At 65.8% G+C, this 14,933-nt stretch carries 15 protein-coding genes; 8 read left to right on the plus strand and 7 right to left on the minus strand.

Annotated elements, in window-relative coordinates; all coding sequences use genetic code 11:
* Positions 1 to 33 precede the first annotated feature (33 nt).
* A complete protein-coding gene (locus DAT35_RS12520) occupies positions 34 to 1,740 on the plus strand; it encodes a von Willebrand factor type A domain-containing protein (RefSeq protein WP_199242869.1) in 1,707 nt (568 codons plus the stop codon).
* Here DAT35_RS12520 and DAT35_RS12525 read toward each other — a convergent pair.
* Positions 1,737 to 2,477: a glucosamine-6-phosphate deaminase gene (locus DAT35_RS12525; RefSeq protein ID WP_108067260.1), complete on the minus strand. Its 741-nt coding sequence runs from the start codon at positions 2,475 to 2,477 to the stop codon at positions 1,737 to 1,739. The two genes, DAT35_RS12520 and DAT35_RS12525, sit on opposite strands and share 4 nt — an antisense overlap.
* A 260-nt stretch (positions 2,478 to 2,737) precedes the next feature.
* On the opposite strand from DAT35_RS12525, the gene DAT35_RS12530 reads away from it, so the two are divergent.
* The 4 genes from DAT35_RS12530 (at position 2,738) to DAT35_RS12545 (ending at position 7,334) form a co-directional block, all read left to right on the plus strand.
* Entirely contained in the window at positions 2,738 to 3,775 is a 1,038-nt protein-coding gene (locus tag DAT35_RS12530) for a 6-phosphofructokinase (protein WP_108067163.1), read from the plus strand.
* Positions 3,776 to 3,787: 12 nt separating this feature from the next.
* The gene (xdhC, locus tag DAT35_RS12535) at positions 3,788 to 4,597 is read left to right on the plus strand and encodes a xanthine dehydrogenase accessory protein XdhC (protein ID WP_233261434.1); all 810 of its coding nucleotides are present in this window, start codon (positions 3,788 to 3,790) and stop codon (positions 4,595 to 4,597) included.
* 254 nt (positions 4,598 to 4,851) lie between these two features.
* Positions 4,852 to 6,486 carry a metallophosphoesterase gene (locus tag DAT35_RS12540; protein WP_108067164.1) on the plus strand — a complete coding sequence of 545 codons (1,635 nt, stop codon included), beginning with the start codon at positions 4,852 to 4,854 and terminating at the stop codon, positions 6,484 to 6,486.
* Complete coding sequence (locus tag DAT35_RS12545; RefSeq protein WP_108067165.1) at positions 6,483 to 7,334, plus strand: HAD hydrolase-like protein; 852 nt, start codon at positions 6,483 to 6,485, stop codon at positions 7,332 to 7,334. Before DAT35_RS12540 ends, DAT35_RS12545 begins: the two co-directional genes overlap by 4 nt.
* 149 nt (positions 7,335 to 7,483) lie before the next feature.
* On the opposite strand, the gene DAT35_RS12550 is transcribed toward DAT35_RS12545, so the two are convergent.
* Both DAT35_RS12550 and DAT35_RS12555 read right to left on the minus strand, forming a co-directional pair.
* Positions 7,484 to 8,887: a HAMP domain-containing sensor histidine kinase gene (locus tag DAT35_RS12550; protein ID WP_108067166.1), complete on the minus strand. Its 1,404-nt coding sequence runs from the start codon at positions 8,885 to 8,887 to the stop codon at positions 7,484 to 7,486.
* Positions 8,884 to 9,597 (minus strand): response regulator transcription factor, encoded by a 714-nt coding sequence (locus DAT35_RS12555; protein WP_108067167.1) that lies wholly within the window; start codon positions 9,595 to 9,597, stop codon positions 8,884 to 8,886. The genes DAT35_RS12550 and DAT35_RS12555 overlap by 4 nt, the downstream gene beginning before the upstream one ends.
* A gap of 69 nt (positions 9,598 to 9,666) precedes the next feature.
* Here DAT35_RS12555 and DAT35_RS12560 point away from each other — a divergent pair, with 69 nt between their 5' ends.
* The gene (locus DAT35_RS12560; protein WP_108067168.1) at positions 9,667 to 10,464 is read left to right on the plus strand and encodes an endonuclease/exonuclease/phosphatase family protein; all 798 of its coding nucleotides are present in this window, start codon (positions 9,667 to 9,669) and stop codon (positions 10,462 to 10,464) included.
* Between the two features lie 124 nt (positions 10,465 to 10,588).
* Entirely contained in the window at positions 10,589 to 11,512 is a 924-nt protein-coding gene (locus DAT35_RS12565) for a hypothetical protein (protein WP_108067169.1), read from the plus strand.
* Positions 11,513 to 11,687: 175 nt separating this feature from the next.
* Here DAT35_RS12565 and DAT35_RS62345 read toward each other — a convergent pair whose 3' ends face one another.
* Positions 11,688 to 11,915 (minus strand): hypothetical protein, encoded by a 228-nt coding sequence (locus DAT35_RS62345; protein WP_158501670.1) that lies wholly within the window; start codon positions 11,913 to 11,915, stop codon positions 11,688 to 11,690.
* Between DAT35_RS62345 and DAT35_RS12575 the strand changes: the two genes are divergently transcribed.
* The gene (locus tag DAT35_RS12575; protein WP_108067170.1) at positions 11,914 to 13,119 is read left to right on the plus strand and encodes a threonine synthase; all 1,206 of its coding nucleotides are present in this window, start codon (positions 11,914 to 11,916) and stop codon (positions 13,117 to 13,119) included. The two genes, DAT35_RS62345 and DAT35_RS12575, sit on opposite strands and share 2 nt — an antisense overlap.
* 3 nt (positions 13,120 to 13,122) lie before the next feature.
* On the opposite strand, the gene DAT35_RS12580 is transcribed toward DAT35_RS12575, so the two are convergent.
* The 3 genes from DAT35_RS12580 to DAT35_RS12590 all read right to left on the minus strand — a co-directional run bounded on the left by DAT35_RS12580 (position 13,123) and on the right by DAT35_RS12590 (position 14,932).
* Positions 13,123 to 13,428, minus strand: coding sequence for a hypothetical protein (locus DAT35_RS12580; protein ID WP_146209679.1), 306 nt, complete (start codon positions 13,426 to 13,428; stop codon positions 13,123 to 13,125).
* A gap of 138 nt (positions 13,429 to 13,566) precedes the next feature.
* Positions 13,567 to 13,977, minus strand: coding sequence for a hypothetical protein (locus tag DAT35_RS12585; protein ID WP_233261435.1), 411 nt, complete (start codon positions 13,975 to 13,977; stop codon positions 13,567 to 13,569).
* A 331-nt stretch (positions 13,978 to 14,308) separates the two neighbouring features.
* Entirely contained in the window at positions 14,309 to 14,932 is a 624-nt protein-coding gene (locus tag DAT35_RS12590) for a M15 family metallopeptidase (protein ID WP_108067173.1), read from the minus strand.
* Position 14,933: the final 1 nt, after the last annotated feature.

Raw genomic sequence — 14,933 nt, forward strand, 5'->3', positions numbered from 1 at the left:
GCGAATCCCGAGGAGCGTGCGATTCCCGCACGCATGAAACAACCCGCTGGCCTCTCGAAGCTCGCCTTCCTCTCCCTGGGCGTCCTGGCCGTACTCGTGGGCACCGTCACCGTCTTCGGTCCCAACATCCGCAAGCTCAACGGTGCGAGCGCGGAGGCACTCGTCGGCCGCGATGACTACGGCAGCGGCAGTGCCATGCAGAACCGCCAGTTTCAGCGCAAGTCGCTGAAGACCTTCGGGGATAGCGCCTATGGCGACAGCTCCGAGGCCCCGGTTGCCGCGAGGGCCCAGGCCCAGGCTCCGGCGGCACCGGCTCCCAGCTCCGCGGTCAACAGGCTCAAGGCCGAGCGCGCCGAGCCCGTCACCTCCAGCAACACCCATACCGCGGAGCGCCCCAACCCCTTCACCCTCACCACCGAGGACCGCTTCTCCACCTTCGCGGTGGACGTGGACACCGCCTCCTACGCCCTCTTCCGCCGCTACGTCTCCGAGGGCGGCATGCCCCCGCGTGAGTCCATCCGCGTCGAGGAGTGGGTGAACTACTTCCGCTACCGCTACCCCTCGCCCGAGCAGGGCGACTTCCGGGTGGACCTCGAGGGCGCGCCCTCTCCCTTCACCCCCGGCCGCCACCTCGTGAAGGTGGGCCTGCAGGGCCGCACCCTCGCCAAGAGCCAGCGCAAGCCCACCCACCTCGTCTTTCTCGTGGACACCAGCGGCTCCATGAGCAGCCCGGACAAGCTCCCGCTCGCCCAGAAGGCCATGAAGCTGATGGTGGACGGCCTCAACGAGTCGGACACCGTGGCGCTCGTCACCTACGCCGGCAGCGTGCGCGACGTGCTGCCCCCCACTCCCGCCTCCCAGCGCGAACAGCTCTTCGCCGCCATCGACTCGCTCACCTCTGGCGGCGGCACCGCCATGGGCGACGGGCTCGAGCTCGCCTACCGCCACGCCGCGAAGAAGGCCGGCTCCAAGAATGTCGCCCGCGTCATCGTCCTCACCGATGGCGACACCAACCTCGGCAGGAACCTCACCGCCGAGTCCATGCTCGAGAGCGTCCAGGGCTACGTGAAGGAGGGCGTCACCCTGTCCACCATCGGCCTGGGCATGGGCAACTACCGCGATGACCTGATGGAGCGGCTGGCCAACAAGGGCAACGGCAACTGCTTCTACATCGACAGCGAGCGCGAGGCCCGCCGCGTCTTCCAGGAGCGGCTCGCCGGCACACTGGAGGTCATCGCTCAGGACGTGAAGGTGCAGGTGGAGTTCGACCCCACGGCCGTGCGCGGATACCGGCTGCTGGGCTACGAGAATCGCGCCATCGCCGACAAGGACTTCCGCAACGACAAGGTGGACGCGGGCGAGATTGGCGCCGGCCACACCGTCACCGCCCTCTATGAGGTGGAGCTCGCGGGCGAGGGCCCGCTCGTGGCCACCGTGCGCGTGCGCGCCAAGAAGCCCGGTGGGGTGGAGGCCGCCGAGCAGTCCTTCTCCCTGAAGCGGGGGCAGCTGCACTCCGCGCTGGGCCAGGCCTCCGCCAACCTGCGCTTCGCCGCCGCCGTGGCCGGCACCGCGGACATCCTCCGGGGTGCTCCCCAGGCCGGTGACTGGAGCCTGGCCACCGCCGAGTCGCTCGCCGAGGGCTCCGTCGACGGCATGAGCGACCGCGCCGAGTTCCTGGGCCTGCTGCGCATGGTGCGCGAGCGCCACGCCACGTCAGTGGCCAGGGGCGTCCCCTATTAGCGCGAGCCGTCCAGCCCGCGTCCGGCCTCGGGGTCCACCCAGACCTCCACGTCTCCGTGGAGCTGGAAGAACGAGGCCGGGCAGAGCGTGGAGATGGGGCCGCGGACCATGGCCGTCACCGCCGCCGCCTTGCTGACACCGAAGGCCAGCACGATGACCCGGCGCGCCTGCAACAGCGCTCCCATGCCCAGGGTGAGCGCCGCCAGGGGCACCTTCGAGACGTCGTCCCCGAAGAGGGAGGCCACCGCCTGCCGCGACTCCCGCGACAGCCTCGTCCGGTGGCTGGCCGCCTGAAGGCTCTCCCCGGGCTCGTTGAAGGCCACGCGCCCGTTGGTCCCGATGCCCAGCACCAACAGATCCAACCCTCCCGCCGCCGCCAGCTGTGCGTCGTAGCGGGCACACTCCCGCTCGGCCCGCTCCGCGCTCCCGTCGAAGCAGTGGATGCGCTCGGGCGCCAGGTTGACGTGCTGGAAGAGGTGCCGCTCCATGTAGGCCCGGAAGCTGCCCGGATCGTCGGGAGGCAAACCGAGGAACTCGTCCAGGTTGAAGGTGGTCACCCGCGAGAAGTCCAGCTCCCCGCGCCGGTGCCTCGCCACCAGCTCCCGGTACACGTTCAACGGGGTGCGGCCGGTGGGCAGTCCGACGACCAGCGACGGCTTCTCACGGATCGCCGCCGTGACGCGAGCAGCGCAGGCGGCGACAGCTTCCAGCTCGGTGGCGAAGACGCGAACGTTCAAGGCGTGACCGTAACCAGGAGGGAGCGGCAGCATAGCCAAAGCGCCCCCCCTGACAAAGCCGCGCGTCACCTGTCGCATCGGTAACGGCCATGGGTGTGGGCCGAGTAGGGTCTCCGACCCCGGGAGGCCCTCCCCGCCCGCCAGCCCCGGTTTCAGCCAGGGGTGGAAACCTCCATTGGCCGACCGTCTCCATGCCGGGCATGCGGTTTTGACCAACTTCGCGCATGAATCCACCGCGAGGTGGGTTAGAAGGGCACCTCATGAAAGTCGCCGTTCTCACTGGCGGGGGTGATTGCCCCGGCCTCAATGCGGTCATCCGCGCCATCGTTCGCCGGGCCAGCGCCCATGGCTTCGAGATGATGGGCCTGCGCGATGGGTGGAAGGGTCTCCTCGAGGACAACCACTTCCGCCTCACGCGCGAGACCACCTCCGGCATCCTCCACCGGGGAGGCACCATCCTGGGCACCTCCCGCGTCAACCCGTTCAAGGTCGAGAACGGACTGGAGAGGGTCAAGCGAGCCATCGAGCGCAACGACATCCACGCCGTCATCGCCATTGGTGGTGAGGGCACGCTCTCCGCCGCCACGCGCATGGCCAAGGAGGGCCTGCGCATCGTGGGTGTGCCGAAGACGATCGACAACGATCTCAATGGCACGGACTTCACCTTCGGTTTCGACACCGCGGTGGCCATCGCCACCGACGCCATCGACCGGCTGCACTCCACCGCCGAGTCCCACAAGCGCGTCATCGTGTGCGAGGTGATGGGCCGGCACGTGGGGTGGATCGCCACCTACGCGGGCATGGCGGGCGGCGCGGACGTGATCCTGGTGCCCGAGGTGCCCGCGGACCTGGAGCGCGTGGCCGAGCACATCAAGCACCGGCACGCCACGGGGCGCTCGTTCTCCATCGTGGTGGTGGCCGAGGGCACGCGCATCAAGCTGTCGCACGAGGGGCAGGAGCAGCTCGTCACCTCGGGCGCGCTGGACGAAGCGGGTCGGCCGCGCCTGGGTGGTGTGGGCGGCATCGTGGCCAATGAGATCGAGCGGCGCACGGGCTACGAGACGCGCGTGTCGGTGCTGGGTCACATCCAGCGCGGCGGCGCGCCCACGGCGCACGACCGCGTGCTGGCCACGCGCTACGGCGTCCACGCGTGCGACATGGTGGCCCGGGGCGAGTTCGGCAAGATGGCCGCGCTGCGGGGCAATGAGATCGTCAGCGTGGAGCTGGCCGAGGCCACCCAGGAGCTCAAGAAGGTGCCCCGGGAGTTCTTCGAGGTCGCCCAGGTCTTCTTCGGCTAGCCGGGAGCGGGGTTGGACGCGTCCCCTGCCAAAGACCTGTACGCGGAGATGGCGGCCCTCATCGCCGAGGGCCGTCCCTTCGTCCTGGCCACCGTCATCGAGAGCGCCGGCAGCACGCCACAGAAACCGGGCTCGAAGCTGGTGGTGCTCGGGGACGGAGGCCTGCGCGGGACCGTGGGCGGCGGGGCCATCGAGCATCAGATCATCCAGGCCGCGCGGGCGCTGCTGGAGTCCCCGGAGCACACGCGCGTCATCGAGACGCACCTCACGCACGAGCTGGGCATGTGCTGTGGGGGTCGGATGAAGGTGTTCCTGGAGAAGCACGGAGCACCGCCCCGGCTCACGGTGTTCGGCGCCGGGCACGTGGCGCGCGAGCTGGCCTCCCTGGCGCACCGGGTGGGCTTCCGGGTGACGGTGGTGGACGCCCGGTCCGAGTGGGCCAACCCCGAACGCTTTCCCGATGTCGAGCTGCTGGTGAAGGACCCGGCGGACCACGCGCGGTCGCTGGCCGGTGGGCCCGAGCACTACTTCTGCGTGACGACGCACGACCACCCGCTGGATCAGGCCGTGGTGGAGGCGTTGCTGGACAAGCCCTCGGCGTACCTGGGGGTGATTGGCAGCCGCCGCAAGGCCGAGCGCTTCCGGATGCGGCTGCGGGCCGCGGGCTTCACCGAGCCCGCCGTGGAGCGGCTGCGCTCGCCCATGGGTGTGGACATTGGCGCGCTGACCCCGGAGGAGATCGCCGTCTCCATCGTGGGCGAGCTCATCCAGGTGCGGCGCCAATCCCCTTCTCCCGCCGGGAGGTCGCCGGGGGGAGGGTAGCTCGGGCCCCAGGTTCGAATCCATCTGCCCCCACTCAGTACTTCCTGAAGTTACGTCTGGAGCAGAGCCGCTAGACAGCTCCCTGATCAGCTCACTTTCCGTAGGCTGCGGCTAATCTGTCAATGCCTTCTTGTTCAGCACTGGGCTTTCGGAAGCACTCAAAGGCTGCGGTAATGTGTGCGGCCACTGGCACAGGAACACAGCCCGACATGCTGAGGCATAATACTGTGCGCCCCTAGTCTTCGAGAACACCCATGTCCGAAATCGAGACCCTCATTCTACGTTTCCGCGATCTCCCTCCTCTAGAAAATGGAGATACAGTGGCCCGACATTCCGAGATTGCTGGGAAGGAACCCGGCTACGTCTGGTGGGGCTGGTGGAACAAGGGCGGCGAGCAAGTCCCATTTGAAGAATTCCGCGAGTTGCTCCGCAAGGCACGCAACGGGGGTCTTCCACTCTATCTTCTCGACTCCGGTCAAAATCAGACATACCGAGCCATCTGCACTGACATCTCCTGGGATCAAGCTGGCGACCCTAGCCTAACTCCCGAGTCTGACAAGACGCCTCAATACTATCGAACGAGAAAAGTTCTCACATGGTTCAAACTAAGCACTATCGAACCGTACGAACTAAAGACCTCCGACTACTCCTATGTGAGGGTGGACAAATTTTTTACGTCCCAATCCTCTAGATACGTCGCCTTCTATGGCAAGCGCATCTTCTCCATCCAAGAGTTAATCGAGCAGAATCGGTCTATCTGGTTCATTCGCCAAGCACGCACCTCGGACAAGCATCACGAAATCTCACTGCTCGACGCCCAATCTGTTTCCCCTGAACACTTCCAACGGACGTTCATCCAGTCCGACAGCCGAAACCTGCTCTGGGTGTCAGATCTTCACTACACTTTCCCCACCAATAAAAATGAGAAGACCCATCACGCCTTCGCCGTCGACCGGAATGCCCCCGCACGCAAGCGCCTCGGCGAAGCCCTCGAAGCAGCGCTGAAGGATCACAAAATTGAAGACCTAGGAGGCATGCTCGTCTCAGGAGACATCACCTGGAAAGCCATTCCCGAGGAGTTCGAGCAATCTCTGTCGTTATTTCATTGGGCGCAGAAGTGGGCATCCCTAACTTCATATCATTTTTCCATCTGCCCGGGAAATCACGATTTGGCTTTCACCCAACGCACGGAGGCCAAAGATGCGCCCATCGAACGGACCTTCGACATGGCCAAAGAGGCTTATGCCGCATTCTATGCGCGCCTCTTCAATCTGCGCCCCAATAGTCATCTAAGCTCAGGCCACCGCTACCTACTAGGGGCGAGTCATCCAGTCGAGATCGTCTGCCTGAACTCCTCCTGGCTTGAGCAGCGCAAGGGCTTTTTCCAGGGGCACGGCTTTGTAGGAGATGAACAACTGCGAGAGGCCGCAGAGTCCTTCGGGTGGAACAAGAAGGGAGACGACGAGGGGCGCCCCTACCGCATTGTCATGCTCCACCACCATCTCGTTCCTGTCACCTACCGAGCGCAGCCAGCTCCGTCAGCGGCCTACAGCGTCATCTTAGACGCGGAAGCACTCATGGAGTGGGTGGTCCAATACCGGGTAGACCTCGTGTTACACGGGCACATGCACCAACCCTCCTACATAAAACTCTCAAAACCCACACAACTAAAAGGACGACTGACTGGACTGCACGAGTTCCACGTCTTGGGAATGGGCAGCACCGGCGTCGTCCGTGAAGACGTGGGCGCCGTGGGGAAAAATACTTTCGGAGTGCTGCGATTTGGCGCATCAGGAGTGACGGTAACATTCTATAGCATCTCCGACACAGACCCGTCTGAGGAAATCTGGTCCGTCCTGCTCCCGTACCCGCAGACTAGAGGAACATGATGCGGCTGCTCATCACAGACCTTGACAACACGCTCTACGACTGGGTTTCCTTCTTCGCACGCGCATTTGAGGCCATGGCCGCCGAGCTGATCACTCTACTCGGCACGGACAAGCAAACATTGTTCGAGGAGTTCAAGCTCGTCCACCGGAAATACGACAACTCAGAGTATCCTTTCGCCATCTTTGAGTTGCCGTCAGTGCGCAGGCGATTCGGTGATCTGCCCGCGCAGGAGCTCAAGGCAAAACTGGACGGACCGCTGCACGCCTTCAACTCAGCACGCAAACGGGAGATGCGATTGTATGAGTCTGTAGCTGCGACGCTGGAAGAACTGAAGCGCCAAGGCATCACCATCATCGGGCACACGGAGGCACTCGCGGTCAATGCCTCCTTTCGGCTTCACAAGCTTGGCATAGACCAGTACTTCCGTCGGTTGTACGCCCTAGAGGCGGCCGTCGTGCCCATGCACCCGGACCCGGATCGAGCGGCCCCTTTGCTCAATCGACCAGATTTCATCCAGCTTGTCCCTCGCAACGAGCGAAAACCCAATCCACGACTGCTCTCGCACATCTGCGCGCAGGAGCAAGTAGAGATAAAAGACGCTTGGTACGTGGGAGATAGCCTAAGTCGAGATATCTTGATGGCCCAAGAAGCAGGCGTCACATCTGTTTGGGCTGAGTACGGCACCCGCTACGACCACAATCTCTGGAACACTCTAGTTAAGATTACACATTGGACAGACGAAGACGTCGTCAGAGACGCCGAGCTACGCCGTCAGGCCAAGTCAGTTCAGCCAAACTTCACCATTCAATCATTCTCTGAAATACTCACACTCATGAACCAGAAGTAAGAGCGGCTGCGCTCGCCCATGGGCGTGGAGATTGGCGCACTGGCCCCGGAGGAGATCGCTGTCTCCATCGTTGGGCGAGCTCATCCAGGTGCGGCGCCAATCCCCTTCAGCGCCGTGGGGCGCAAGTCTCCTGGAGCGACAAGACGAGGTCAGGGCGTTGAGGACGTGTGGAGCGCGCCCTCGATGACCACCTTCAGGCCATGGGGCTCGTTGGTCTCGAACGCGAGCGAGAAGCCGATGCGCCGGCACAGCTCGCGGACGATGGACACCCCCAGCCCACTCCCACGCGGATCCCTCCGCCGGGCCTCCGGCGAGCGGAACGCTCGCTCCCCGAGGTGAGCCAGCTCGGCCGGGGTCAGCCCCGGGCCATCGTCGAGCACAGTGAGCCGGAACCGTCCGGACTCCACGGTCTCGAGCACGGCCACGACATGGCCCTCCTTGTCCCCGTGCGTGATGGCGTTGTGGACCAGGTTGCCGATGGCCTGCTCCATCATCGTGGGATTGCAGCGCACCCAGACCGGCTCGTCGGGCCGCGCCGCTTCCAACGAGATGTCCCTCCGCCGCGCCAGCAGCCCGAGCCGCCGGACGACCCGCTCGAGGGTCTGTCCGAGTTCCACCCGGGCCTCCCCCGCCAGCGGGTCGACTCCCTCGCCGAGCTGGCACGCCATGCGGAGATTCTCCACGAGCTCCCGGAGGTAGACGGTGTCCTCGAGCCCCTGGACCAGGAGCTCGGGGCGCTGCTCGGTGGACACTCCCGATGCGAGCTCGAGGGAGAGCTGCAACGAGGCGATGGGCGTCTTCAGGTCGTGGGCCACGTCCGCCAGGTGCCGCTCCAACGCATGCTTCTGGGCCTCGATACGTGCCGCGTCCGCCAACACCCGCTCATGGGTGGCGTCGAGCACCCGGGAGAGCTCGCCCAGCTCGTCGGGCTCCACGTCCCGCGCGGACGTGAAGCCATCGCTTCCGAGTCCACCCGCCGCGCGGTGCAGCCCGCGGAGCCGTTGCAGGAGCGGGTGGATGACGACGAAGGTGGACAGCGCCGCCACCGCGGCAGTGATGAGCACGGCGACCAGGAACAGCCATCGGCCGTGTGAGATGCGCTCGGAGGAGACCGGCCACCGGTACTCGAGCACGCTGCAGGGTCCTGCGTCGGCCACCCGGATCAACATGGCCCCGCCCCAGGGCTCCTTCCTGTTGAAGAGCGGGAAGTAGAACGCGAAGGGTTGCTCCTCGCCCTGGAGCAGACGCGTGAGGAGCTCGGGCGAGGGACGCCTTCCGGATGCACCCGCCCCGGCCGGTCCGGTCACCCGGGCGATGTCGAAGGCATCCACCTCCACGCCGTCGCTCGTGCGGAAGGCCCAGCCCTCCGGCGAGGAACGGCAGGCTTCGCCATGATCCCTCAGGATGACTTCGGTGAGTGGACGCGAGCTGGCCCGGATACCGGCCTCCGCCCCCACCCAGACGGACAGATACGTGGAGGCGAGCGTCCCGAGCAGACCCAGCACGACCGCCGACACGAGGATGCGCCAGGACAGGCTTCCCCAGAGTTTCAAGCGGCTCCCTCCGGCGGCTCGAAGCGGTAGCCGATGCCCCAGGCCGTCTTGATGCGCGCCCCCGCGGGCCCCAGCTTCTTGCGGATCCGCGCGATGTGCGAGTCCACCGTCCGCTCGTCCCGCTCCTCGTTGGCGGGCAGCGCGTGGTTGCCGATCTGCTCCCGCGTCAGGGCCCGGCTGGGACGCTCGGCGAGGTAGACGAGCACGTCCAGCTCATGGCGCGTGAAGGTGAGCGAACCCACGCCCTCGCGGCTCACCACCCGCGCATCGAGGTCCAGGCTCACATCGTCCCAGCGCAACACGCGCCGGGGGCCCTCATCCACCAGGTGGAGCCGCGCCCGGATGCGCGCCACCAACTCCTCCATCCAGAAGGGCTTGGCCAAGTAATCCACCGCTCCGAGGCCGAAGGAGCGCAGCCGCGCCTCGAGCTCCTGCCGCGCCGTGAGCACGATGACGGGCACGCGCAGCCGCGTCCGCCAGGTCTCGAGCAGCGCGAAGCCATCCACCTCCGGAAGGTTGAGGTCGAGCACCACCAGCACCGGCTTCTCGCGCTCCGCCGCCTCGAGCGCGAGCCGTCCATCGGTCGCGAGCGATACCTCGAAGCCCGCGAGCTTCAACCCACGGACGATGCCAGAGGCGATCGGGGGGTCATCCTCGACGACCAGGATGGGACCGTGGCTGGGGCTCAAGGTGTATCCCTTCTCCGACATGTCAGCGGGCTCATCCTAGGGGGAAGATGTGGAGGAAGTGTGGAGCCGCTCCGGGGTAAAGAGAACGCCATGACGCTGAAGGTGATGACGCTCAACGTCCTCTTCGGAGGACAGGATCGTTTCGAGGCGCTCCTCGCCCTCCTGGCCCGGGAGAGCCCGGACCTGCTCGTGCTGCAGGAGTGTCTGGGCTGGGACGATGGAGAGCGTCTGCGCCAGGTGGCCGCCGCGCTGGGACCCGAGGGCACCATCCACGCCCACCTGGGCTCGGCCCGCCCGCGAGGCAGCGGCAAGTGCTACCACGTGTCCCTCCTCAGCCGGCTGGCCCCACGATCCCTCCGCGTGCACAACGACCCGCACTTCATCGGGCATGCCCTGGTGCAGTGCGAGCTCGACGCCGGCGGCCCGCTGACCTTCTTCGGCACGCACTACGACGCGCACCACGAGAACCTCCGCTTCGTCGAGGCGCGCTACCTGCGCTCGCTGCTGGACCCCGGCGCCTTCCGCGAGGGCCTCTACCTGCTCGCTGGAGATCTCAACTCGCTGTCCCGGAAGGACCCCTACCCCGTCGACCTGGCCGACCGGGTCCGCATGGCGGGCGTGGACAAGTACGGCCATCCTCCGCGCTTCGACGTCATCGATGACCTCGAGGCCTTTGGTTGGGTGGACACCCTGCGCCACCGGCCCGCCTCGCCCGACTGGGTGACCGCGCGGCGCCTCCGCAACGGCGTGGCCATCGACTACCGCACGGACTACATCTACGCGTCCCCCCGGATGGCCGAGCGGCTCGTCAGTGCCCGAGTCGTGGACGTGGGCGAGGCCACCGACCACAACGCGGTGGTGGCGACCTTCCGCACCCGCGAGCCGTAGGCCCGGCAGCCCCTCCCTCTCGGACAGGGCGTCCATCCAGGGGAGCACGAAGTCCCCTCCGGGCTGATGGCTTGCGAGGAACACCAGACATCCCAACCCTCTCCTGGTGGACAGAGGGCTGGCCATGAGCTCACGCACCCGAGCACCAGGCGTCATCCATCTCCTGCTGGGGGTGACCCTCGCCTGCGGCGGCTTGCCCACGGGCTCCCCTGGCCCTGAGCCCTCCGATGAAGAGCCCACGGCCGAGGACCGCGACGACTTCGGCACGCGCAACCTCTACCCCTCCGAGCCCCAGGGGCGGAAGTGGGCCGCCCGATGGAACGAGCACCCCCGCACACTGAAGGCATTGCAGGTGGACCCGTACGACCCCGAGTTCCAGATGCGAGGTTCGCAACACACCCTGGAGATCCTCGGGGACGGCACGGCCCGGAGCTCGGGCGAAATCATCCGCTTCTACATCGGCACACCGGACAAGACCTGGCTCAACACCGAGCTGACGATGTACGCGATGCGCGTGTCGGAGACGAGCTGGGACCCCGGTTCGTCCGGCTTCGAGTTCCAGACCCGCACCGGGGATGGTCACCTGGAGAAGTTCGAGAGCAACCCGGCGGGCCTCGACCGGCGCTGCGACGGACACGCCTATTCGTACGCGCTGCGATTCGACGGCCGGGCGGTCCTCGAGAAGGAGCTCAAGCACCCCGTGTACACGAACCAGGTGACGGCGCTGCCCTGGAAGGGCCAGCCCCTGCCGCGCGGGACGTGGGTGGGCATCAAGGTCATCACCTATGACCTGCCCGGTGGCCAGGTGAAGCAGGAGCTGTGGTTGGACCTCACCGACGGCGCGAATGGGGGCACCTGGGAGAAGGTCCACGAGCACATCGACGCGGGTGGATGGAGCATCCCGCCCGAGGTGGCCGCCACCTGCCGGATTGCGCCCGACCAGCGCATCACCACGCCCGAGCCGTTCATCATCCTGCGCAACCAGGACATCCGCGAGCAGTGGTACAAGAAGGTCACGATCCGGGAGATCCAGCCGCCCACCGGGTGAGCCCCAGTGCACGGTGCCGGGCAGAGCAGGCCGCGCTCCCTGCATGGAAGACGCCAGGAGTGCTACAAGCCCGCCCCCGCGCCATGTCTGGCGCCGCAGTTCCTGGAGGTGGAGATGGTGGTCCTCACGGATGATGGCTCCCGCGCCGAAGTCGTTCCCGAACGCGGCGCGCTCGTCAGCCGCTTCGTCGTCGAGGGCCCTGGAGCCCCTCCTTCACCACGCTCGTGGTGTGGACGCTCACGGGCCGCGATTTCGTCTGCGTGGAGCCCTGGACCGCCCCCGGTGGCGCCCTCCAGACGGGCCAGGGACTGAGGACCGTGGCGCCCGGCGCCACCTTCGCAGCCGAGTTCGAAATCAGCGTCGAGCCCATGGCCCGCTTCGTCCGGTAAAAGGGAGGGGCCATGTCCTTCCTCTCCCATCTCGAGTGCTCCCGCTGCCGGAAGACCCATGACGCGGACCGGGTGCAGAACCTGTGCGACTGCGGTGGACCGCTGCTCGTGCGCTATGACTTGAAGGCCGTCGCCCGGGCCGTGCGCCCCTCCGACCTCGCTGGCCGCGTCTCCTCGCTGTGGCGCTACCGCGAGGTGCTGCCCCTACGGGAGGACAAGAACATCGTCTCGCTCGGCGAGGGCATGACACCGCTCTTTCCGCTCCCGCGGCTGGGCGCCGAGCTGGGCCTGCCCGACCTGTGGCTGAAGGACGAGGGCCTCAACCCCACCGCCTCCTTCAAGGCGCGCGGTGCCGCCACGGGCGTGAGCCGGGCGAAGGAGCTGGGCATCACCGCGCTCGCCATGCCCACCAATGGCAACGCCGGCGGCGCCTGGGCCAGCTATGGGGCTCGTGCGGGCATGTCCGTCACCCTGGTGATGCCCACCGATGCGCCCGCCATGAGCGTGCTCGAGGCCACCGCAGTGGGTGCCCATGCGTACATGGTCCGAGGGCAGATCACCGATGCGGGCGCCATCGTCGGCCGCTCGGCCAAGGCGCATGGCTGGTTCGAGGCCGCCACGCTCAAGGAGCCGTACCGCATCGAGGGCAAGAAGACGATGGGGTACGAGATCGCCGAGCAGCTCGGCTGGAGCCTGCCCGACGTCATCCTGTACCCCACGGGTGGAGGCGTGGGCATCATCGGCATCTACAAGGCGCTGCTGGAGATGCGCGAGCTGGGCTGGCTGCCGGAGAACGTCCGCTTCCCCAAGCTCGTCGCCGTCCAGGCCGAGGGCTGCCAGCCCATCGTGAAGGCCTTCCGCGAGGGCAAGGACATCTCCGAGAAGTGGGAGAACGCGTCCACCGTGGCCCAGGGCATCCGCGTGCCCAAGGCGCTCGGGGACTTCCTGGTGCTGCAGGCCGTGCGGGAGACGGGCGGAACCTGTGTGGCCGTGCCCGATGCCGACACGATGTGGGGACTGGAGCGCATCAGCCGACAGGAGGGCGCCTTCATCTGCCCCGAGGGCGCCGCGCTCGTGGGCGCCGCTCGCATGCTGCTCCGGGATGGGTGGCTGGACGCCGGTCAGCGCGTGCTGCTGCTCAACACCGGCGCGGGCATCAAGTACCCGGATGTGATGACTCCGAAGCTCCCCGTGCTCGAGCTCAACGCGACTTTGTGAACATCAGCCGCCGTCCAACTCTCGCCTCAGGATTCGTCCATCCACCCCGATGGCATAGCTCGCACCATCGTCGAGCATGCCAACGGTCCTTCCGCAATTCTCCGGCTTGAACTCAATCCGGACAAAGATGATGTCGCCCTTCCGGAGGGCCCGATACCTGTAGGAGACCTGCTTCTCTCCGCAAGGGAGATCCGCCGGCTCCGCCTTCAGGAGATCATCCGCCGCGATGCGAATGGCCTGAAGCGTATAGCCATCCACGTCCACATCTGGCGTCATGGTGTGATCGAACACTGGAATCTGGACGCTCATGTCCTGGAACTCCGGCTGCGGCCTCTTGCTGACACAATTGCATCCGAACAAGTCACCCAGGACCTGGCAGGGCCGATGAGCACAACCCACGAAGGCCACGCTGCAAAGCAGGAGGAGCAACCTTGGATTCATTCGGGCCTACCAATGCTCGATTTCGAAATTCTCGGAGTCCAACCACCTGACCACTCCATACTGCTCACGCTTCAATCCGGCCTGTGCATCCACAGTCCACTTCAACAGTTCGCCCGTAAGTGGAGTATATTGGAAGAAGCCGTCACAAGAAGGATTCCCAGGCCCACCGCGAGAAAAGAACGCGATGATGCCAATCGGAATTTCGCGCTCCCCGGCCTTGAAAGAGAACCCATGGATCATCCCCTGATTGAAGATGAATCGAATGTCTCTGCGAGACAATTCATCTCCGACGGGGTGATTGTGCACAACAAACACGTACCCAAGACTGTCATCCGGATATCGGGAATCATGGACTTGCGAAGGCAGATCGCACGTCCGCATTCTGGAGTCGCCCTGGGACATATTCGTGGCAATCATACTCATCTCATATTGTCCCTCTGGGGTGGAGTAGATCCAAGCGCAGTACTCCGTGGATAGATTCCAATACAATTTGAAGTTCGGATTATTCGGTCGCTCCGTCACCGCATTGGGCAGAGACAGGATGAGCGGGCACGCGGCAAGTAGTGCGTCCGAATATGTCGGGAATGATCCAAACCCAGGCATTGGACCATCAATGAAGATTGGGGCTTCACCGGCTCGGAATCGGATCACTCCCCTTGGTGGCGGGGAATTGCACCCCAGCACCATCGCCATCAAAACAGTGCCCCAAAAACGCATTCACGCCCCGGGAAGAATCATTACCGAAAGCTCACCCCGGCTTGGGTGCCGGCGCCGGCTCGGGCTTCGTGAAGGGCACGTCCAGCACCGGGAGCTTCGTGGCTCCCGGCAGGTCGTAATGCCACCACTCCATCGGGTTCCTCTTGAAGCCCGCTCCCTCCATCGCCGCGCGCAGGATTTCCCGGTGCTTGCGCGAGGCCTCCGTGCCTCCTGCGTACCCGTGGTGCGCCGACTTCTCGAAGGAGTCGAACGCCGTCGGCATCTCCACCTCGCCGCCGTCCAGCATCACCAGCGTCAGGTCCACCGCCGCGCCCCGGTTGTGGTTGCCCCCCTTCTTCGGGTTCGCCACGTAGCCCGGGTGCGGGTAGATCTTCCACATCTCCCACTGCACCGCGATGGGCCGGTAGCAGTCGTACATCTTCAGCCGGTAGCCCTGCTCGCGCAGCGTGTCCGCCGCCTTCTTCAGCCGCTCGGCCGTCTCCGGCAGCATCAGGCAGCGCGCCCCGTCCGGGTACACCTTCCGCTTCAGGAAGTTGTCCGGGGTCGCGTACTTCATGTCCAACACCAGGTCCTTCACCACCTCGGTGGCGTCCACCACCGGCGCGCCTCCCGCCGCCAGCCACAGTCCCAACGCCACGCTTGCTGGTCCCGCCATC

The organism is Vitiosangium sp. GDMCC 1.1324, assembly GCF_003044305.1.
GTDB lineage: Bacteria > Myxococcota > Myxococcia > Myxococcales > Myxococcaceae > Archangium.

What these genes read in the sequence shown, in the direction of transcription:
- DAT35_RS12520 (WP_199242869.1), top strand. Translation starts at nt 34, where the DNA reads ATGAAACAACCCGCTGGCCTCTCGAAGCTCGCCTTCCTCTCCCTGGGC.
- DAT35_RS12530 (WP_108067163.1), top strand. Translation starts at nt 2,738, where the DNA reads ATGAAAGTCGCCGTTCTCACTGGCGGGGGTGATTGCCCCGGCCTCAAT.
- DAT35_RS12540 (WP_108067164.1), top strand. Translation starts at nt 4,852, where the DNA reads ATGTCCGAAATCGAGACCCTCATTCTACGTTTCCGCGATCTCCCTCCT.
- DAT35_RS12545 (WP_108067165.1), top strand. Translation starts at nt 6,483, where the DNA reads ATGATGCGGCTGCTCATCACAGACCTTGACAACACGCTCTACGACTGG.
- DAT35_RS12555 (WP_108067167.1), bottom strand. Translation starts at nt 9,597, where the DNA reads ATGTCGGAGAAGGGATACACCTTGAGCCCCAGCCACGGTCCCATCCTG.
- DAT35_RS12560 (WP_108067168.1), top strand. Translation starts at nt 9,667, where the DNA reads ATGACGCTGAAGGTGATGACGCTCAACGTCCTCTTCGGAGGACAGGAT.
- DAT35_RS12565 (WP_108067169.1), top strand. Translation starts at nt 10,589, where the DNA reads ATGAGCTCACGCACCCGAGCACCAGGCGTCATCCATCTCCTGCTGGGG.
- DAT35_RS12575 (WP_108067170.1), top strand. Translation starts at nt 11,914, where the DNA reads ATGTCCTTCCTCTCCCATCTCGAGTGCTCCCGCTGCCGGAAGACCCAT.
- DAT35_RS62345 (WP_158501670.1), bottom strand. Translation starts at nt 11,915, where the DNA reads ATGGCCCCTCCCTTTTACCGGACGAAGCGGGCCATGGGCTCGACGCTG.
- DAT35_RS12580 (WP_146209679.1), bottom strand. Translation starts at nt 13,428, where the DNA reads ATGAGCGTCCAGATTCCAGTGTTCGATCACACCATGACGCCAGATGTG.
- DAT35_RS12585 (WP_233261435.1), bottom strand. Translation starts at nt 13,977, where the DNA reads ATGATTGCCACGAATATGTCCCAGGGCGACTCCAGAATGCGGACGTGC.
- DAT35_RS12590 (WP_108067173.1), bottom strand. Translation starts at nt 14,932, where the DNA reads ATGGCGGGACCAGCAAGCGTGGCGTTGGGACTGTGGCTGGCGGCGGGA.